This window comes from Methanococcus maripaludis C5, assembly GCF_000016125.1.
Taxonomy (GTDB): domain Archaea; phylum AGJL01; class Methanococci; order Methanococcales; family Methanococcaceae; genus Methanococcus; species Methanococcus maripaludis_D.
The window spans coordinates 644,983-664,689 of record NC_009135.1 but is presented as its reverse complement, the minus strand read 5'-3'; the positions used below and the strand labels follow the sequence as shown (position 1 = coordinate 664,689).

Genomic DNA, 19,707 nt, shown 5'->3' with positions numbered 1-19,707 from the left:
AATTTAAAAACTATTAGGTAAAACATTATTTGTAAATTGATTCGGTGATTTCATGAGATTTAAACTCGATGGGAGAATAATATTCAGCAAGGATGTCGAAGAAGAAACACAAAAAGATATCGTCGAAGTTTTGGAAAACAGAGATATTTTCTTAAAAGGTGTTCCAGAAGGCAAAGAAAACGAAGCTTCAAAAATTGAAACTTACGAATTTGACGGAAAAGATTTAAAACTTAAAATGACTTCAGGAACCTACACGAGAGCGCATGAAGGTATTGTAAGATTGAAAAAACCAATAATGGAAAAAGTTGGAAGAAAACACCAGATTGGTATTAGGGATGTTGCAATTGATAAATACATTGTAACACTCACAGCAGAACCTTCAAAAGTTAGCGAATTAAAAGGATTGAAAGTTCCAGAATGTGAAGTTGAATTAGAAAGTGAAAAAATTAACATTGTCTTTGAAAATTTAGGCGATGGAGAATTAAAAAGAAATATTATTGACAGGGCGATTAAATTCGTTAAAAATGAACTTGATAAACAAGATCAAGACTTAACGTTTGAAGTTTGTAAAATTGCTCCAGGAACAATTGTTTCAGACTACAAAGCAAAAAGAGAAATTACATTTGATACGGACCCAACTGAACTCGCAGAACCATACGGCTGGGTAAAAAGATTCCCTGGAAGAGGACAGTGGTTTTATACTGCACCAATGGCAAAATTATTCAGAGCATTCGAAAGCATAATTATCGAAGAATGTATCGATAAAATAGGATTTGACGAATGTTTATTCCCAAAATTAATTCCCTTGGATGTAATGTACAAAATGAGATATTTAGAGGGACTTCCTGAAGGAATGTACTATGTATGCCCTCCAAAAAGGGAACCTGAAATGTTTCAGGATTTTGTAAACGAAATGATGATTAAAAAGGAAATTCCTATTGAAAAATTAAAAACTTTGTTAAGAGATCCTGCATACGTTTTAGCACCTGCACAGTGTGAACCGTTCTACACATTCTTCGATCATGAATTGGTAGATGTTGATCACCCTTCGAAATTTTTCGACAAAAGTGGTTGGACTTACAGGTGGGAAGGCGGTGGAGCCAAAGGTCTTGACAGAGTAAATGAGTTCTTGAGGGGCGAATGTGTATGGATGGGTACTCCCGAATTTGTGGAAAAAGTGAGAGACGATACCCTAAAATACGCTGAAAAACTAGCAGAAAAATTAGATTTAGAATACTGGACTGAAGTTGGAGACGATCCATTCTATTTAGAAGGTAGAAAATCAGAAGCTAGAGGAATTGAATTCCCTGATGTTCCAAAATACGAAATGAGACTATGGTTACCACACGTTAAAGAAGAAAGAAAAGGTGTTGCTGTAACTTCAGCAAACATTCATGGAACACACTTTGTAGAAGGATTTGGAATTAAAGACTACAAAGAAAGAAAAGTTTGGACTGGATGTACAGGATACGGACTAACCAGATGGGTAATTGGATTTTTAGCACAGTACGGCTACAATTACGACGATTGGCCAGAATTAATCCAGAAAAAAGTTGGAAAATTGCCAGAAATTCCTAAAGTAATAACCTGGCCATAATTCCAAAATATTAATTAAATCCTTTTTTACCCCATATTATGGATTCTTTAGGCGATTAACGTAAAAAAAATGGTTTTTTTAAGGAGCAATATTTTATAGAATAATGTACACAGTACAATATGTCACTGGGGGGTGTACATTATGGATTTAAACTATGTGATCAATACAGTCCTTGGCTGCTACGACACCATATTTGTATCTTTAGCAGTCGTTGGAATCTCCGTATGGAGTACTTTTTGGTTTTGGGCCGCTACTGCTGAAGTATAACTTAAATTACTTTTTTGGGCCCTTTTTTTTAAGTTTTTGTATAACTTTGTAGTATGGTTCGTGCGGTACGTGTAAAAACTTCTCACGAACGTGCTTTACAGAGTTTGAAATTCCAATTATGTGTATATTTATCGGCTTTTTTCGGTGTTCATTTGTTAAACTAAGCGAACTTCGTAAATTATTGACTTCTTCTCTTGAAATTCTGAGTATTCCATATGGGTGGTTGTAATCAATTAGCCAAGGGTTTGTTCTAGAACAGCCTAAAACCCCAGAATAATTCATTAAAGCATTTCTAACAATTGCAATTACGTCTTTTTGAAATAGTTCTTCTTCAAAAATAATTTCAAGTGCAACGTACCTTTTTTTTTCTCTCAAGGTCGGAGGTAGTGTTTTTAACATCGTGTATTTCCCCTATATATACTAAAATAAAAATAATAAACGCAATATTTATAATAATTAGGCCAGTTATAAAAACTTGGTGATTATCGTGTTGAAAAATCATGCTTTAAGTATATTGGAAAAATCACTCGATTACGATGTAGGTTTTGGAGACCTGACAACAGAATTAATGATACCTAAAAATCAGGAATCGGAAGCTGTTTTTGTTGCTAAGGAAGAATCCATAATCTGTGGAATTGATTTTGTAATTGAATTTATGGAAAAAAACGGATTAACCTGTACTCCATTAGTAAACGAAGGAGATAAAGTTATTGGACCTTTTTTAAAGGTTAAGGGAAATACAAAAACAATAATAATTCTTGAAAGGACGGCTTTAAACTTTTTAATGCATATTTCTGGAATTTCAACTAAAACCAACAGGATAATTGAAAATGTACGAAAAATTAATAAAACTGTAAACATTGCAGCAACAAGAAAAACACACCCGCTACTTTCGATGATTGAAAAATATGCAGTTTTTGTTGGTGGTGGAGATACCCACAGATTCAGGCTTGATGACATGGTAATGATTAAAGATAACCACATTCAGGCAGTTGGAATAGATGAATGCTTTAAAAGAGCTGAAAAATTAAGCTTTTCTAAAAAAATTGAAGTAGAAGTTGATACTCTCGACCAGTTGAAAAAAGTAATTGAATATAAGCCAGATATAATACTTCTCGACAATTTTGAATTTAAAAATATAGAAACTGCACTAAATATCGTTTCAGAATTTGAACAAAAAACTGGGTTCAGACCAAAAATTGAGCTCAGCGGTGGAATAAACGAAAATAACGTGAATACTTATGCAAAATATAATGTAGACGTTATTTCAATGGGTTCATTAATTCATTCAGCAATATCTGTTGATATCGGACTTGATTTACTTTAAACTAATTTAATTTGGGGATTCAGATGATAACAAAAAATGAAGCATTGGATTTTTTAAAATTAAATTCAATAAACTCCATTTTGGAAAAATTAGAAGGTATTAATACACAAAATTCTTCTAAAACCATTACTTTTTCAAAAAATGCATTTATTCCTGTTTGTAACTGGTGCAGAAACGTCTGTGGATACTGCACATTTAGAAATGAAAACTTTAAATTGCTAAAAATGGACGAAATGAAAGAAATTTTAACTAAAGCAAATGCTTTTGGGTGCAGGGAAGCGCTATTCACTTTTGGGGAAAATGTTGATGAAAACGAGAAAGTGAAAGAAGAATTGAAAAAAATGGGGTATTATGGAATTTTAGAATATTTATACGAAATAAGTGCGTGGTGTCTTGAAAACACGAATCTTTTACCACATACTAACTGCGGGATTTTGTCTTACGATGAACTGGAATACCTAAGGGAAGTAAATGCTTCGATGGGTTTGATGCTTGAAAATTCAAGTGCGAGATTATGCAGTACTATCGCACATGAAAAGAGTCCAGGAAAAGACCCTAATTTAAGAATTGAAATGATCGAAAATGCGGGAAAATTAAAAATTCCATTTACTACGGGAATATTGATTGGAATTGGAGAAACTCTTGAAGAAAGAATTGATTCCATATTTGAAATCAAACGAATTCATGAAAAGTATGGACATATTCAAGAAGTTATCGTTCAAAACTTTAGATCAAAACCCCTAATTCCAATGGAAAATTACAAAGAACCAAGTCCTATTGAAATGTTTAAAATGATAATTCTTTCAAAATTAATTTTAGAAGGTATTTCAATTCAAGTTCCACCAAATTTAAATCGCGAAACTGGACAGCTGTTTTTAATGGCTGGAATTGATGACTGGGGCGGAGTTTCTCCATTAACAAAAGACTTTGTAAACCCCGAAGCCCCATGGCCAGATATTGAAGAATTAAACAGTTTTTCAAAAGAACTTGGATTTGAATTAAAAGAAAGGCTTCCAGTTTACGAAAAATACATTTCAAAAGAATGGCTGGATAAAAAAGTTTTAGAAAAAATTAAAAAATAATTTATTTTTTTAAATCATTTCAATTAAAGCATTTGCTGCTTCTGTTGTAGCGCTTCTGTCGCCACCGGCAACAATTAAAACATCGTTTCCATTTGCAACATCAGAAACTACTGCTAAAGTTGCAAGGGATTCGCCATCAATTGCAATTAAACCTGCATTTGATAATTCATTAGTTATTGAATTTACAATCGGCCCACCAATCAATATTAATGGATTTTCTGAAGCATCCATTGAAGTTTCAGTGTCCAATTTAACTACTGGGGCACTTACGGTTATAGATTCTTTGTCTCCTGTAGTAATTGCATTTGCAACAATTTCCGCATTTAAGACGTTTATTTTCTGGCTTTGTACTAAGCTAACTTCTTTTTCTTCATTCATTTCGAAGAATACGTTTAATTTGGTTGCACTGCTTCCCTCATCATCAAACAAGAAATCTGCATAATCTGCAACTTTAACTTTATCATCAGATTCTAAACCTTTTAAGTCATCTCCAACATATTTTAAAGCAAGACCTACGTTTTGTTGGCCCTTTACAAAATCATCGCTGTATTTTAACTGCTTACTTACGGAATCATATACTACTGTGTAAATTTCATAATCTGGAATCACTTCTGATCCTAAAGGCATTCCTTTTACATTATTTACAATTACAACATCAGCATGACCTACATTTCCATCTATACTTTCATAAACTTTTTGAAATCTTACTCCAATTCCGCCTGCAATTAAGTTTGTTGGTGCTTCATTATATGTAGACGCTATAACCGCACCATCTTTTAATATTTTTGCACTGACTTTATATTTAGCACCATCCGTTATAATTGAATCGATTTTTATTTCGCACCCATTCACTGAATATGATTCCCCTTCTTTTATCGTGCCTCGATAAACTTCCTTTCCCATACAAACTTTATCAGCATCTGGACTCAGACCCATCAATGTCCATTCTTCACCCAAATATGCAATATTACGTCCGGGAGCCAGCCACCCTAACCCTGTTGGAAATCCTGCACTTACAAAAGTATTTTCATTAAATAACATTGTCATATAGGACATTTCATCAGAATTTACCTTCCAGTTTGCACCATCAGTTTTAAGTCTTAAAAATAAAAATTCTGCGGAAACATCATCGTCTGAATTAGTAAACCAGCTTGAAGGGTCAGTATCTGATACTTCCATCAAATTACCTAAATCTTCAAGTGAAACATATCCTGTAGCATCTAGATTACTTGTACTGTCAAAATCTGCATTTGAAATGACAGATACATAGTCATCATCTGTGGAAACTGCGAAAAGTGAATCAGTAACTCCAGAACCGACTAAATTAAATTCATCTGATTTGGAGTTTGAAGCAATTGATAAAGTTGCAGAAGCACTTTCACCGTTTTGTTCTAAAAAGGATAATGATCCAATTTTTGCCGCAATATTTGCAGCAGATACAACGTCTGAAGCTACTGAATTTGAACCAACAATAATATCAACATTTGAATTATCGGTCGAAATATCTGAAACAAAAGAATCTACATCCCCAACTTTTTCTACTGCAAATGCACCTGAACAAAATGCTGAACCAAGCATCAAGCCACCTATACCGATGCTAACTATTTTTTTAATACTGATTGCCATTTATTCACCTGTTTATTAATATTTTTTTAAAAATAGTCATAACTAATATGCCTATTCTAAATAAATGTAATAATTATGAATAATATTTAAATTTTATGATTTTTTTAATAAATTTTTAAAAATAAATCATATAAGATATATACGAGAATGTAAAATATTGTTACAAAAATGGTAAGGTGAAACTATCGACGTAGACTGGGCTGAATATTACCGAAAAAATCATGGAAAAACCCAATTTAAGTCTGAAAAAGAATCAAAAAATTTTTGGGATGTTTTTTCAAAAAATTACGCTAAAAATGTACTGAATAATAAAAATGGATGGGTCAAAAATAATATTAATCATTTTAAAAATGAGTTTAATCTCGATAAAAACACATCTATTTTAGAAATTGGGCCTGGACCTGGAACTTACACGATACCCCTTGCAAAAGAAGTTGAAGAAATTACTGTTGTAGAACAGTCTACGGGTATGATCGATATTTTAAAAAATAGAATGAAAGAAGAAGAAATTGACAACATAAACATAATAAACAAAAGATGGGATAATTTTGGATTAAATGCGGAAATTAACCCCGATGTTGTATTTTCATCATATTCCCTTGGCGTAGATGACATGGAAGAATCCCTCAAAAAAATGAATAATTATGCTGAAAAATACTGCTGCATCTTAACATTTGGAACTCGTCAGGCTTGGAGAGGAGTATATTCTAAAATTAGGGAATCCATTTTTGAACAAAAACCTGAGAAAAAAGAATTTGGAATGACATATATTTTAATCTACAATATATTACACCAACTTGGAATATATGCAGATGTTAAATTAAGTGAAAAACCATTTTCACAAACATTTGCAGATTTGGATGAGGCAGCTGAACACTATTTGGACAGATTCAAGGCTCGGGGAGATGTTACACTAACTGATGAACAGTATTTAAAAGTAAAAGAAGTATTATCCAAAGAGTTGACCAAAACAGAAGATTCTTGGAAATTTGAAAAAAATTCAAAAGAAGCCATGATTACTTGGAAAAAAGAACAAGATATCTGAAATATCTAGATTATTTACCATTTTGGATTTTTAATTTTTTTAAATGTTTTACGAGTTTTTTCAGCTCCAAAACTTCCTTAATATTTCCTTCAGACCGGAATATTTTAATCATTGACTTGACTTGGGCTATCGCATCGTCATATCTTTTTAAAGTTGCGTACATTGCCCCTAAATTATAAATTGCTCCCCAGTAAGTTGTATCAAGCTCAATTGCTTTTTTATAATGCATTTCTGCTTCTTCATATTTTTCAGATTTTGCTAAAAGTGTTGCAAGGTTATTATGTGCCTTTGAATTTAAAACATCCAATTCAACTGCTTTTTTAAATTCAATTTCTGCGTCATCAAATCTTTCGAGATATTCTAAAAGGCATCCGTAATTATTGTGTGCTTCCGAATAGTCAGGATTTAAACTTATTGCTTTTTTATATTCTACTTCAGCAGCGTTAAAATCTCCAGATTCGTAAAGTGCGTTTGCAAAAGTTAAAACTTCAGCAAAACCTGTATCTGTTATTTCTTCCCTAATTATTTCTTCCGTTTCAGCTTCAATTTCAGTTTTATCTAATATTTCTTCAAGCGATTCTAATTCAATAGTATCTGCATCAATTAGTTCTTTGATATCTGATTCAGGTTCAGCAATAACTTCTAAAACTTCAATGTCTTCAATTGTTTCTTCAGAAATTTCTTTAACGACTTCTTCAATATCGGCTTCAATTTCTTCTTCCTCGAAATCATCAAGAATTTCTTCATTTACATCATTAACTTCAATTTCGATGTCTTCTTTTGGTTCTTCTTCAAAAATTACATCTTGTTTGTCATTTAATTCTTCGATTTCATCGTCAATTTTATTTTCTAAATCAGTTTCTAAAATTTCTTCAACAGGCATTTCAACGTCTATTTCATCAACAACTACTTCTTCGATTTCCGGTTCATCTACTGTTCCAATATCCCCATCTAAAATACGGTCTTCAAGTTCATCTGGTTCAAGTTCTGTAAACTTTTGAGTTTCTTTTGGTTCTTCTTCAGCAGCATTTTCAAAAATATCAGGTACAATTTCATCAATTTTTGCATCCTTGTATATGGCAGGTCGTTTATCTTCAATTTCAGATAATTTCGTGCTTGAGAGTGAATTAAAATTATTTAGTGCATCTACAAAATCAGGTATTATCTTTACGGCTTTTTTGTAGCATCTTATGGCTTCGTCGTATTTTTCAAAATTAAAGTAAATATTTCCCATGCTAAACGAAACAACGGATTCTACAAAATCTGGACCTTTGATTTCCATTTTTTTGAGTTTTTCAACTTCTTCGCTTACTTTTTTTGAAAGACTGTAGTTATCTGTAAATTCAGACTGGTGGACTGAAATCTGTTGTTTTAAACTGGGATCGTTTAATTTTAAAGAAATCACCTGTTTATCAGAATTAAATGCATTTTTTGCTTCATTTAACATTTCTTCGTTAGAATACATCGAACTAAACAAAAAAATAACATATTTACTCGTTCTCAGCGCCGAATTAATCTTTGAAATGGTATTTTCACGAGCATCTAAGTTTATTAAAAAACACTCTCTTTCAAAACCCTTTTCAAGAGTTTTTTTAATCTGTTTTGAATATTCAATTCCGCTAGCATCATAGAAAACTACTGCATTGTTATAATCTGCCATAAAAATCCCTCGATATTTACAATTAAAATAAAATTAAACTTTAAATAATTTAAAACTTTCTCTAAATTTTTAAAAAAAAGAAAAAAGAACTAATAAGTAAAAGTTTCGATTTCTTTAAATAATGCACCGACTCTTGCACCGAGTTCCTTTGCAAGTTCAACATCATCAGTAGTGCAGATTATAAATCCTTCGTTTGATTTTACTCGCTTTATAGTGCCCTGTTCATCCACAAGTTCACATCTTAAATTTAAAATCCCGTCTTCAGTATCATAAATTGCAAAAGCTCCAAAAGGTGCCTGACATCCACCACCATATTCTTTTAAAGCCCATCTTTCAGCAGCAGCTTCAATATATGTTTTCTTATCACATATTTTGTCCAAAATTTCATTTATTTTCGTATCAGCCTTTCTTGAAGCAACTCCAATAACACCTTGCGCAGGAGCAGGCAATATTTCAGGTTTTTTGTAATTAAATTCTGATAAATCGATACCCTGCCTTATAAGCCCTGCTTTTGCCATTATGATTGTATCGTATTCCCCAGTTCTTAATTTATTAATTCTTGTTGCAACATTTCCCCTTAAAAGTTTAGGCGTTAGATTTGGATGCGTAAATTGTAAAAAAGACGTTCTTCTAATGCTTGAAGTTCCGATATTTAATTCATCGTGTTCGATATCAAAATCGCTGTCTTTTCTCCATATTATTATATCATCAGGACTCTCCCGTTTTGGCGTTGCAGTAATCTGCAATTCCTCACTCCAAAGAGTTGGAACATCCTTTAAACTGTGTACTGCAATATCAATTTCGTTTTCGAGCATTTTATTGTCGAGTTCTTTTGTAAAAACACCAAGTCCAAGATCTGCGAGTTTTTTGTTCTGATCTTTGTCACCAGTAGTTTTGACAATAATTATTTCTGTTTCGACACCGAGATCATTTAAAAGACCTGCGATATATTCTGTCTGGATCATTGCAAGCGTACTGCCTCTTGTTCCGATTCTTAACTTCAAAATTTCACCGCTAAATAACTAAAATATAATAAATTATTGAAATCGAATAAATTTGAAATTATATAACTTGCTTTTAATTTTTAAACATTTTATTCTTATTACTTTTGTTTTAATTAATTTTTTAAAATTATTCCCCCCTCAAAGTATCGACAGGATTTAATTTTGCACCGCTTCTTGCAGGGAAGTATCCACTCAATATTCCAACCACAAATGAGAATATTAAAACTCCGATAATCAATTCCCATGAAATCCACGCTTTTATAATTCCATAACCTGAAACTGCTGCAAAGTATTCAACAGCCTTTGCAATTAATATTCCAATTATAGTTCCGATAATTCCACCAAATAACCCTAAAAATCCAGCTTCAACCACGAATATTGATAAAATTGTCGTGTTCTCTGCACCAAGTGCTTTTAAAATTCCAATATCTTTTCTTCTTTCAAGTATACTCATGTGCATCGTGTTTGAGATTCCAACAGCACCAACAAGTAATGAAATTCCTGCAACACCAACTAAGAATATTGTTAAAACATTAAATATGCTGTTAATTGATTCTGCAAGCTGTTCTGCTGTTAAAACAGAAAAGTTTTCGTCCCCTCTTGAATCTTCCACTTCTTTTTGAATATCTTCTGAAACTCGAAGTACATCCTCGCCAGATTTTACAGATACAATCATCCTGTTGTATTCATCATCGATTTCGAAAAGTGCCTGACCTACATCTTTTGATAAAATAGCTGAATTTTCGGTTGCAGGGTTTCCGGTTTCTTCGAGTATTCCAATAACTTTGTATTTTGTATCGTTTATCGTTATTTTATCTCCGATATCTATTTCATCGTCAAAAGAGTTTGTTGCAAGCCCATATCCAATCATGCATGAATATTTATCGCTATCTTCAATCCAGCGCCCTTTATACGGCTCGTAACCCCACGTTGTTGAGTATACGTAAGTAAATTTTGAAGGTTCGACTACGAGAATATTTCCATAAATGGATTCATCCCGATATTCAAGTTCGTAACTGCCTAACCATACGGCGACAACTTCATCAACTCCCCTAACGCTTTTTACAGCATCAACATCTTTATCATTGAATGTTTTAGAAACTGCAGGACCTCCAAAATTTTGTGAAGGAATAAGTGAAATAATATTTGCACCGATGGTCGTAATTTCGCCAGTTATGTAATTTTGAACACCATAGCCTAGAGAAATCAAACTGACAATTGCCAAAATACCAATAACAACGCCAATTATTGTTAAAAAACTCTGCGTCTTTTTTTGGGTTATGTTTCGCCCTGCAAAACTTACGACATCAGTTAGCTTCATAAAAATATCTCCTGACTTAAAAATTAAGCTTAATAAATTATTTGTTTACAACATTTATAGGATTTCCTTCGATAAATGACTTTACATTGTTTATAGTTACATTCATTAGCCGGTTTCTCGCTTCGTAAGATGCCCAAGCAACATGTGGTGTTATAAACGTATTTTTAGCGTTGATTAAGGGATTATCTTCTTTTGGAGGTTCGTTTGAAAGCACATCAAGACCTGCTCCCGCAATATTGCCAAGATTTAATGCATCTGCAAGATTTTTTTCGTTAACAAGTCCTCCCCTTCCCGTGTTTATTAAAAATGAAGACGTTTTCATTAATTCAAGCGTATTTTTATTGATAATTTCTTTTGTTTCGTCAGTTAATGGGCAATGCAGTGTTAAAAAATCGGAATTTTTAAAAATTTCTTCTTTTGATACGAATTTAACATTTAAATTTGTGTTTGAGATGGTTCTCGTGTTTACAATTACATTCATTCCAAAAGCATTCCCAATTTCTGCAACTTTTTTTCCGATTGCACCAAAACCAATTATTCCAAGATTTTTACCTGCAAGTTCTACGATTGGAAATTTTCGGTATGAAAAGTCTTTTGAATTTACCCAATCTCCCGATTTTACGCTTTCATTATATTTATAAACATTTTGACAGTATTCTAAAATAAATGAAAATACAAGCTGTGATACAGAATCAGTTGAATATGCCGGAACATTTGTTACAGTTACCCCGAATTCCTTTGCTAAATTGGTATCTACAACATTATAACCCGTTGCAGTAACTCCAACATATTTTATGTTTTTACATTTTTCAAAAACTTCTCTTCCAATGATTACTTTGTTTGTAATGACAATTTCGGAGTCTGAAATTCTTTCAATTACTTCTGATTCGGAAGTTCTATCATATACGTTAAGTTCACCGAATTTTTCCAAATTACTCCAGGATAAATCCCCTGAATTCATGGTATATCCATCAAGCACGACTATTTTCATGAAAAATCACTTTTTTAAGCTATTTTTAAATTATTCTCCGATATCTTCATTCCATAATTTTGGGTTATTTTTTATAAAATCTTCCATCATTTTTACGCATCTTTCGTCATTTAAAACTTCAACATCAACACCATTTTTTATTAAAAGATTTTCTGCACCCAAAAAAGTTTCATTTTCCCCGATTATTACTTTTTTAATTTTATAAAGCAAAACTGCGCCACTGCACATGATGCAGGGAGAAAGCGTGGTGTAAAGTTCGCAATTTTTATAAACATCTGAAGTTAGCCGTCCAGCATTTTCAAGCGCGTCCATTTCAGCGTGCAATATTGCGCTGTTATTTTGAACCCTTCTATTATGTCCTCGACCGATAATCTCATTTTTGTAAACTAAAACTGCCCCGATTGGAATTCCACCTTCTTCGAGTCCTAATTTAGCTTCTTTTAATGCTTCATCTATAAAATCAGTCAATTTTCCACCATCAATCCAAAATTATCTAAAGAAATTCTTTTAAAAACAATATTTATAATTTCTGAAAGCGAATAACTTTAAAAATTATTTTTATCAAATTAAAATCGACATTTTTAAATATACTTTTTTAAAAAATTTTAACTATTGACTTATGAGGGGATTTTTATGTTTGGGGGACTTTTACCAAAGGTTCACGACAGTGTTAAGGTTTGGAAACCAAAATTTTATCCAAATGAAAAAGGTTATCAAGACGACCTGTTTCACCACCTTAGAACTAATTTAAATAATGATTCTTTTTTCGGCTCGTCAAATTACTCAGTAAGAATGGAAAGTGGTAGAAACTTGTGCGACATTGCCGTTGAACGAGCTGTCGGAATTGAACTTAAACATAATCTTGATAAAAAAGCAAAAGTAGACCGTTTATTGGGGCAGGTTAGTCGATATATGCAGGACTATTCTGAAGGAGTAGTTATAGTACTAACTGGTGAAACTAGCATAAAAACGCTTGAAGACTTAAAGTATGAATTAAGGAACATTAACACTGGGGACTCCATGGGATTTTCCCAAAAAAATATTAAAATCGTTGTTAAAAAAACACCTAAACCCCGGGCCACAAGTGTTAAACCAAAATCTAAAGATTCAGAGCCTAAAAAACCGAAGAATAAAACTTCGAAACCAGCAACTGCCAAAAAAACTGCTGAACCGAAAAAAACCCGTAAAAAATCTAACGATCCGTTTAAAATAGAACTTCCTAAATTCTTTTAAAAACTTTTTTTCTAAATTTTTAAAAATAAGTTTTACTTTTTTGTTGAAGTTAAATCGATAATTTAATAAGGGCATAAATATAATTTTTATGGGTATAAAATGCTCATTAAGACGGGATCAATGTGCAATTTTTACAACATTTATTTAACCAATAAAAAAATGGTGATTATTTTGAAATTAAAGGGGGTTTTAATACTATTTTCAATTCTTTTTATTATGAATACATGTTATGCAGGCACGATTGGATCATCTACCGAAGACTGGATTGATAGCGGACTTGACTATCTTGGAAACGGAAACTTTGAAAAATCAATTGAAAGTTTTGATGAAACTTTAAGAATTAATCCATACCATGTAGAAGCATTGGTCAGTAAAGGCTATATTTTATATGCAATAAATAGGTCTGAAGAAGCCATAGAATGCTATGATAAAGCTTTGGAAATCAATTCTGATTATTATGACGTTTGGCAATATAAGGGATATGCATTGCATGATCTTGAAAGATACGACGAAGCCATTGAATGTTTTGATAAGTCATTGGAAATATATGACGAAAATCCAGAAGTTTACTATATGAAAGGTGCCTCATTATATGGTCTTGAAAGATATGATGAAGCTTTAGAATGTCTTGATATCGCTTTAGAAACCTATCCAAATGATATATACATGTTAACTGATAAAGGAAATACACTTTATGAACTCGAAAGATATGATGAAGCCATAGAATGCTATGATAAAGCTTTAAACTATTTTGATTATATGCATGCTTGGAATAATAAGGGAAATACACTTTATGAACTCGAAAGATACGACGAAGCCATAAAATGCTATGATAAAGCTTTACTCCTATCTCCTGGAGATTATGTCATTTGGGGCAATAAAGGATACGCACTTTATGAACTCGAAAGATACGACGAAGCCATCCAGTGTTATGATAAAGCTTTAGAAATAGATTCTAAAAATGAATATATTTGGTATAGTAAATGTTGTTCTCTTTCAAATCTTGAAAGATACGAAGAAGCCATTGAGTGTTTAGATAAGGCTTTAGAAATAGATTCTAAAAATGAGAAATTCTGGAATAAAAAAGGATCTTCTTTGAACGAACTTGAAAGATACGAAGAAGCCATTGAGTGATTAGATAAGGCTTTAGAAATAGATTCTAAAAATGAGAAATTCTGGAATAACAAAGGTTATGCTTTAACAGGACTTGAGAGATACGACGAAGCAATAACCTGTTATGATAAAGCTTTAGAAATAGATTCTAATTACACTAAAGCGCAACAAAATAAAGGAAATGCCCTTTTTGAACTTGAGAGATACGAAGAAGCATTAGAATGTTACGATAAATCCATTGAATTAGATTCCAATGACAAAGAAATTTGGAATAACAAAGGAGATACTCTTTATAAACTCGAAAGATACGATGAAGCTATCGAGTGTTATGACAAAGCATTGGAATTAGATTCAGAAGATGAAGAAATTTGGAATAACAAAGGAAATACCTTTTTTAAACTTGAAAACTATGAAAAAGCATTAGAATGTTACGATAGAGCATTGGAAATAAATACAAACTTTGAATTGGCAAAACTTGGAAAAAAAGATACCGAAGATCAACTCAATAGTTTTTCATACATTTTAAGTAATTTCTTCAAAAAATTTTTTGGAAGTAATTAATTAACCTTTAACTATTATTTTCATTTTTTCTAAATTTTAAAGTTACATTGCATTCTAGGGGTATCCCATATTCAATTTTAAAAAGTCATTATAATTAGGTATCTTAACCAAATTGACAGTTTCTGCGTTTTTTTAAATATATATTATAAATAGTTAACTCAATAATTATATAAAGTATGGTTTAGAAATTTAAGGTATTCTCATAGGCATTCTTAAATTCGAATTTGGAAATACTTTTGAAATTATTTTCTACTCGAAACTCATTTTTCGAAGAATAGTTCGTTAAAATTCATAATTTACATTTGAAACATTATTGTTGACTTAAGAGGGATTAAATGAATGACCCCATAATCCAGGTAACAGAATTATATAAAATATTTGGTAAAAAACCAGAAAAAGCCTACCCGTTAATCAAAGAAGGATTTTCTAGAAAAGAAATAAAGGAAAAAACAAAACAGGTTGTTGGACTTAAAGACATTAATTTCGACGTTAAAAAAGGAGAAATTTTTGTAATTATGGGACTTTCCGGAAGCGGTAAATCTACACTGATAAGGTGTATCAACAGGCTTATAAAACCAACCTATGGAAAGATTGTTCTTGAAAATGGCGTTGATATCTCCCAAATGCGCGAAAAAGACCTCCTTGAAATTAGAAGAAAGTATTTTGGAATGGTATTTCAAAAATTTGGACTTTTACCAAACCGTTCTGTTTTAGAAAACGTAGCCCTTGGCCTTGAAATTCAAGGGGTGGGCCTTGAAGAAAGAATTGAAAAGTCAGAAAAGGCTCTTTCACTTGTTGGACTTAAAGGCTGGGAAAAAAGTAAAATTTCAGAACTTAGTGGCGGAATGCAGCAGCGTGTCGGTCTTGCAAGAGGTCTTGCAGTAGAACCAGAAATATTGTTAATGGATGAACCATTCAGTGCACTTGACCCATTAATCAGGCTTGAAATGCAGGAACTTCTTTTAAAAATTCAAAAAAAGATGAAAAAAACGATTATATTTATAACTCACGACTTAAACGAAGCTATAAAACTTGGCGACAGGATTATGATTTTAAATGAAGAAGGAAGCCTCGTTCAGTTGTCACATCCAGAAGAAATCCTTTTAAATCCTCAGAACGATTTTGTTGAATCTTTTGTAAAAGAAGTTGATAAAACAACAGTAATTCGAGCTGAATCACTTGTTAAAAAACCAGAATTTACACTAAATACGCGAATGGAAAAGGAACATGCAGTTAAAATTCTAGGCGATTTAAGCCTTGAATATGCATACGTACTCGATGACTCTGGAAAATACCTCGGAGTGGTAAGTGCAGAAGAACTTCAAAATTCAGAACAAATTATGAACTGTATTCAAAAAATCAAACCCCTGGAAGATGTAAAAACTATAAATCAAGGATTACCTCAATTTATTTCTTCAGATTATCCTGTTCCAGTCGTTGACGATGAAAATAACTTTTTAGGATACGTTGAATTTGAAGAAGTAATTAACCTGATAAAAAATTAAGAGCGTGATTTCGTTGGCAGATACATTTAATCTTGGAATTGGAAAATTTTTAGTAAATTTAATAGACTTTTTAATCGATAACTACTCGGGATTTTTTGACATTGTCTCATCGGTAATTCAAAGCGCTGTGGATTTTTTCCATTTTGTACTTTTTACAATAAATCCGTATTTGATGATTCTTTTAATCTCAATACTTGTCTGGAAAACGGTTAATCTTAAATCGGTTCCGTTCACAGCATTTTTCCTGGTTATTATCATGATGATGGGCCTGTGGGATACATCAATGATCACACTATCGCTAATAATAACGTCTACACTGATAGCGCTTTTATTAGGCATTCCTTTGGGAATAGTAAAGGCGCGTTCAAAAATAGTCAGCATGCTGCTCGATCCACTTCTCGATGTAATGCAAACACTCCCATCCCTTGCATACTTGATTCCAGCAGTGTTATTCTTTGGAATCGGGGAAGTTCCCGGAGTTATTGCAACTGTAATTTTTGCAATGCCCCCTGCAATAAAACTTACATCACTTGGAATTGAGCAGGTGTCTGGCGAATTAATTGAAGTTGGAAAGGCCTTTGGTGGCACTTCCTGGCAGATATTAACAAAAATAGAGCTGCCTACAGCAGTTCCTTCAATAATGATGGGCGTAAATCAGGCAATCATGCTGTCATTCTCAATGGTAGTTATTGCCGGATTTATCGGCTCGGGCGGGTTAGGTGAGGTTATAATTTCCGGTATCCAACGATATAGTTTAGCACCCGCTCTCGAAGCAGGTATTGCAGTTACATTTCTTGCTGTAATTTTTGATAGGATTACCCGTAACCTCGTGGGATCTAAAATATAATAAAAAGGTGAACTTATGAAGTATGGAACGTTATTTGCCATTGCCATTTTAGGTTTGGCTGTCATGTTTTCAGGATGTGTTCAATCTTCGGAAAGCACAGAAGACCTTGAAAAAGGGACTATAAAATTCGGGTTACCCCCTTGGCCAGGAGTTACTGTTAAATCAGAGGTTGTAAAAGTAATCCTTGAAGAACAAGGCTACAATGTTGAATTAAACCAGCTTGATGCGGGAATTACATATGCAAAACTTGCAGAAGGCGAACTTGATATATTACTTGCAGGATGGTTACCGACAACCCACCAAGACTACTGGGCACAATATGGAGACCAGCTTGAAATGGTTCATGTAAACATTGAAAGAACCGCACTTGGTCTTGCAGTTCCAACATACACATATGAATCAGGAATACAATCAATTACTGACTTGAATGGTAATGAAGAATTATTCGATGCGAGAATCGTTGGAATTGAACCTGGAGCTGGAATCATGTCCAGCACTGAAAATGCCATTGAAACATACGGCTTAGAAGGTTACGAATTACAATCAAGCAGTACGCCTGCAATGATGGCGGAGCTTGCACGTGCAATGAATGAAAATGAAAACATTATAGTTACCGTATGGGAACCCCACTCAGTTTTCTTTAAATTCAACATAACAATGTTGGATGACCCTGAAAAAGTATACGGTGATGGTGACAAAGTATACACCATTGCAAGAAACGACTTTAAAGATGACTACCCCGAAGTCTACGAATTCTTCCAGAAATTCGAAGTTGATCCAAGCGTTCAGAGCGGATGGATATACGAATACAGTGATGAAGGAAAAGATCCAGAAGAAATTGCAGAAGAATGGGTTGCAAATAACCCTGAACTTGTAGCTGAATGGATTTCACACATGAACTAACTATAAAAATTCTTTATTTCTTTTTTGAAACTTTTTTAAAGAAAATTATTTTTACATATTTTTGAAACTTTTTTCGAAAAGCCTTATATTTGCTAAATCCATATTTTTGAGATAATAATGATAAACAACTTGATTAAATTAAAAATAATTTAAAAATCTCTGGTGTTTTATAATGAAATCAAAAAACTATTCAAAAAACGACCTTGAGAAATGGGATAAAGAATACGTTTGGCACCCATTTACCCAGATGAAAGAATATTCTGAAGGAAATCCACTTTTAATTGAAAGTGGAGAAGGAATTTACTTAATTGATGTAAATGGCAAAAGATATATGGATGCAGTTTCATCGATCTGGTGTAATTTCTTTGGACATTCTGAAAAACGAATAGCCGATGCTATTTCAAAACAGGCTTTAAAAATTGGACATTCTACTCAGCTCGGATGTGGAAACGTTCCATCAGCAATTTTGGCAAAAAGATACGTTGATTTTTCCCCAAAACAATTTACAAAGGTGTTTTTTTCAGAAGATGGTGCAGAAGCTGTTGAAATTGCCGTAAAAATGGCATTTGAATACTGCAAATTAAAAGGACTTACAAATAAAACAAAATTTGTGTCGGTTAAAGAAGGATATCATGGAGACACGGTTGGTGCAATGAGTGTTGGGGGAAGCGAACTTTTCCACGGTTGTTTTGAACCATTATTGTTTGACGGATACCATGCAAGTGCCCCATTTTGCTACAGGTGCGAATACTGCAATTTTAAAGACACTGATGAAAGAAATAAATTAGGATGCGAGATGAAGTGTCTAAAAGAAATGGAAGATTTAATTAGAACGAATAAAGACGAGATATTCTGCGTTATTTTAGAAGCTGGCGTCATGGGTTCAGCTGGAATGATTCCATATCCTAAAGGATACATCGAAGGTGTTGCAAAAATTTGTAAGGAACTTGATATTATATTAATACTCGATGAAATCGCAACTTTTGGACGGCTTGGAAGAGCATTTTATTCTGATATAGATGAATTAAAAGAATTAGAAAAACCTGACATTGTATGCCTTGGAAAAGGAATTACTGGCGGATATTTGCCACTTGCACTAACCCTTGCAACCGATGAAATACACGATGCATTTTTAGGAAGTTTTGACGAGTGTAAACAGCTCTTTCACGGCCACACCTATGCCGGAAACCAGATCATATGTGCCTCAGCAATTGAAACACTCAATATTTTAGAAGAAACCAATATTTGCGAAGAAATAAGGCCAAATATCAAATTATTACACGAAAACCTTGATAAATTAAAAGAATTCCCCTGTGTTGGAGATATTCGAAAATCCGGCTACATGATTGGAATAGAACTTGTAAAAAATAAAGAAACTAAAGAACCATATGATTACGGATACAAAGCAGGTTACAAAACTGCTGGAAGACTCCTTGAAAAAGGAATTTATATCCGGCCAATTGGAAACACTTTGATATTCGTGCTCCCCTTAGTAATTAAACCTGAAGAAATTGAATTACTTACTCAAAAAATTTATGAATCAATTTCTGAACTTTTAAATGAAAAAATACTCTAAATAAATTTTATTTTTTATTTGTTTTATTCTTTTTAAAATTTAATAGAAA

General features: G+C 32.8%; 19 protein-coding genes. 12 read left to right on the top strand and 7 right to left on the bottom strand.

Annotated elements, in window-relative coordinates; genetic code table 11:
• Positions 1-52 precede the first annotated feature (52 nt).
• Both serS and MMARC5_RS09915 read left to right on the top strand, forming a co-directional pair.
• Positions 53-1,597 (top strand): serine--tRNA ligase, encoded by a 1,545-nt coding sequence (gene serS, locus MMARC5_RS03470; protein WP_011868452.1) that lies wholly within the window; start codon positions 53-55, stop codon positions 1,595-1,597.
• Between the two features lie 141 nt (positions 1,598-1,738).
• Positions 1,739-1,864, top strand: a complete 126-nt coding sequence (locus tag MMARC5_RS09915) for a hypothetical protein (RefSeq protein WP_269208422.1) — start codon at positions 1,739-1,741, stop codon at positions 1,862-1,864.
• Positions 1,865-1,870: 6 nt separating this feature from the next.
• On the opposite strand, the gene MMARC5_RS03465 is transcribed toward MMARC5_RS09915, so the two are convergent.
• A complete protein-coding gene (locus MMARC5_RS03465; RefSeq protein ID WP_011868451.1) occupies positions 1,871-2,263 on the bottom strand; it encodes an Rpp14/Pop5 family protein in 393 nt (130 codons plus the stop codon).
• An 88-nt stretch (positions 2,264-2,351) separates the two neighbouring features.
• On the opposite strand from MMARC5_RS03465, the gene nadC reads away from it, so the two are divergent.
• Both nadC and cofG read left to right on the top strand, forming a co-directional pair.
• Complete coding sequence (gene nadC / locus MMARC5_RS03460) at positions 2,352-3,191, top strand: carboxylating nicotinate-nucleotide diphosphorylase (RefSeq protein ID WP_011868450.1); 840 nt, start codon at positions 2,352-2,354, stop codon at positions 3,189-3,191.
• Between the two features lie 23 nt (positions 3,192-3,214).
• A complete protein-coding gene (cofG, locus tag MMARC5_RS03455) occupies positions 3,215-4,273 on the top strand; it encodes a 7,8-didemethyl-8-hydroxy-5-deazariboflavin synthase subunit CofG (protein ID WP_011868449.1) in 1,059 nt (352 codons plus the stop codon).
• 9 nt (positions 4,274-4,282) lie between these two features.
• Here cofG and MMARC5_RS03450 read toward each other — a convergent pair whose 3' ends face one another.
• Positions 4,283-5,899 (bottom strand): S-layer protein, encoded by a 1,617-nt coding sequence (locus tag MMARC5_RS03450; RefSeq protein WP_011868448.1) that lies wholly within the window; start codon positions 5,897-5,899, stop codon positions 4,283-4,285.
• 184 nt (positions 5,900-6,083) lie between these two features.
• Between MMARC5_RS03450 and MMARC5_RS03445 the strand changes: the two genes are divergently transcribed.
• Positions 6,084-6,944, top strand: a complete 861-nt coding sequence (locus MMARC5_RS03445; RefSeq protein ID WP_048058449.1) for an rRNA adenine N-6-methyltransferase family protein — start codon at positions 6,084-6,086, stop codon at positions 6,942-6,944.
• A 10-nt stretch (positions 6,945-6,954) separates the two neighbouring features.
• On the opposite strand, the gene MMARC5_RS03440 is transcribed toward MMARC5_RS03445, so the two are convergent.
• The 5 genes from MMARC5_RS03440 to MMARC5_RS03420 all read right to left on the bottom strand — a co-directional run bounded on the left by MMARC5_RS03440 (position 6,955) and on the right by MMARC5_RS03420 (position 12,388).
• Positions 6,955-8,604, bottom strand: coding sequence for a tetratricopeptide repeat protein (locus MMARC5_RS03440; protein WP_011868446.1), 1,650 nt, complete (start codon positions 8,602-8,604; stop codon positions 6,955-6,957).
• Positions 8,605-8,693: 89 nt separating this feature from the next.
• Positions 8,694-9,608, bottom strand: coding sequence for a hydroxymethylbilane synthase (gene hemC / locus MMARC5_RS03435; RefSeq protein ID WP_011868445.1), 915 nt, complete (start codon positions 9,606-9,608; stop codon positions 8,694-8,696).
• 127 nt (positions 9,609-9,735) lie between these two features.
• Entirely contained in the window at positions 9,736-10,929 is a 1,194-nt protein-coding gene (locus MMARC5_RS03430; protein ID WP_011868444.1) for an ABC transporter permease, read from the bottom strand.
• Positions 10,930-10,966: 37 nt separating this feature from the next.
• The gene (locus tag MMARC5_RS03425; protein ID WP_011868443.1) at positions 10,967-11,920 is read right to left on the bottom strand and encodes a D-2-hydroxyacid dehydrogenase; all 954 of its coding nucleotides are present in this window, start codon (positions 11,918-11,920) and stop codon (positions 10,967-10,969) included.
• A gap of 30 nt (positions 11,921-11,950) precedes the next feature.
• Positions 11,951-12,388 (bottom strand): nucleoside deaminase, encoded by a 438-nt coding sequence (locus MMARC5_RS03420; RefSeq protein WP_011868442.1) that lies wholly within the window; start codon positions 12,386-12,388, stop codon positions 11,951-11,953.
• 165 nt (positions 12,389-12,553) lie between these two features.
• Between MMARC5_RS03420 and MMARC5_RS03415 the strand changes: the two genes are divergently transcribed.
• From MMARC5_RS03415 to bioA, 7 genes are all read left to right on the top strand, one after another.
• Complete coding sequence (locus MMARC5_RS03415; protein WP_011868441.1) at positions 12,554-13,153, top strand: hypothetical protein; 600 nt, start codon at positions 12,554-12,556, stop codon at positions 13,151-13,153.
• 171 nt (positions 13,154-13,324) lie between these two features.
• Entirely contained in the window at positions 13,325-14,287 is a 963-nt protein-coding gene (locus MMARC5_RS03410) for a tetratricopeptide repeat protein (protein WP_052287712.1), read from the top strand.
• Positions 14,288-14,305: 18 nt separating this feature from the next.
• Positions 14,306-14,827 carry a tetratricopeptide repeat protein gene (locus MMARC5_RS09990; RefSeq protein ID WP_081430847.1) on the top strand — a complete coding sequence of 174 codons (522 nt, stop codon included), beginning with the start codon at positions 14,306-14,308 and terminating at the stop codon, positions 14,825-14,827.
• Between the two features lie 335 nt (positions 14,828-15,162).
• A complete protein-coding gene (locus tag MMARC5_RS03405) occupies positions 15,163-16,332 on the top strand; it encodes a quaternary amine ABC transporter ATP-binding protein (RefSeq protein ID WP_011868438.1) in 1,170 nt (389 codons plus the stop codon).
• 13 nt (positions 16,333-16,345) lie between these two features.
• Positions 16,346-17,179 (top strand): ABC transporter permease, encoded by an 834-nt coding sequence (locus MMARC5_RS03400; RefSeq protein WP_011868437.1) that lies wholly within the window; start codon positions 16,346-16,348, stop codon positions 17,177-17,179.
• Between the two features lie 15 nt (positions 17,180-17,194).
• Complete coding sequence (locus MMARC5_RS03395; RefSeq protein WP_011868436.1) at positions 17,195-18,082, top strand: glycine betaine ABC transporter substrate-binding protein; 888 nt, start codon at positions 17,195-17,197, stop codon at positions 18,080-18,082.
• Between the two features lie 172 nt (positions 18,083-18,254).
• Positions 18,255-19,658, top strand: a complete 1,404-nt coding sequence (gene bioA, locus MMARC5_RS03390; RefSeq protein ID WP_011868435.1) for an adenosylmethionine--8-amino-7-oxononanoate transaminase — start codon at positions 18,255-18,257, stop codon at positions 19,656-19,658.
• The last annotated feature ends 49 nt before the right edge of the window (positions 19,659-19,707 follow it).

Coding starts and splice junctions, on each gene's coding strand:
- MMARC5_RS03425 (WP_011868443.1), bottom strand. CDS start 11,920: ATGAAAATAGTCGTGCTTGATGGATATACCATGAATTCAGGGGATTTA.
- MMARC5_RS03440 (WP_011868446.1), bottom strand. CDS start 8,604: ATGGCAGATTATAACAATGCAGTAGTTTTCTATGATGCTAGCGGAATT.
- bioA (WP_011868435.1), top strand. CDS start 18,255: ATGAAATCAAAAAACTATTCAAAAAACGACCTTGAGAAATGGGATAAA.
- MMARC5_RS03465 (WP_011868451.1), bottom strand. CDS start 2,263: ATGTTAAAAACACTACCTCCGACCTTGAGAGAAAAAAAAAGGTACGTT.
- MMARC5_RS03450 (WP_011868448.1), bottom strand. CDS start 5,899: ATGGCAATCAGTATTAAAAAAATAGTTAGCATCGGTATAGGTGGCTTG.
- MMARC5_RS03415 (WP_011868441.1), top strand. CDS start 12,554: ATGTTTGGGGGACTTTTACCAAAGGTTCACGACAGTGTTAAGGTTTGG.
- MMARC5_RS03405 (WP_011868438.1), top strand. CDS start 15,163: ATGAATGACCCCATAATCCAGGTAACAGAATTATATAAAATATTTGGT.
- cofG (WP_011868449.1), top strand. CDS start 3,215: ATGATAACAAAAAATGAAGCATTGGATTTTTTAAAATTAAATTCAATA.
- MMARC5_RS09915 (WP_269208422.1), top strand. CDS start 1,739: ATGGATTTAAACTATGTGATCAATACAGTCCTTGGCTGCTACGACACC.
- MMARC5_RS03395 (WP_011868436.1), top strand. CDS start 17,195: ATGAAGTATGGAACGTTATTTGCCATTGCCATTTTAGGTTTGGCTGTC.
- serS (WP_011868452.1), top strand. CDS start 53: ATGAGATTTAAACTCGATGGGAGAATAATATTCAGCAAGGATGTCGAA.
- MMARC5_RS03430 (WP_011868444.1), bottom strand. CDS start 10,929: ATGAAGCTAACTGATGTCGTAAGTTTTGCAGGGCGAAACATAACCCAA.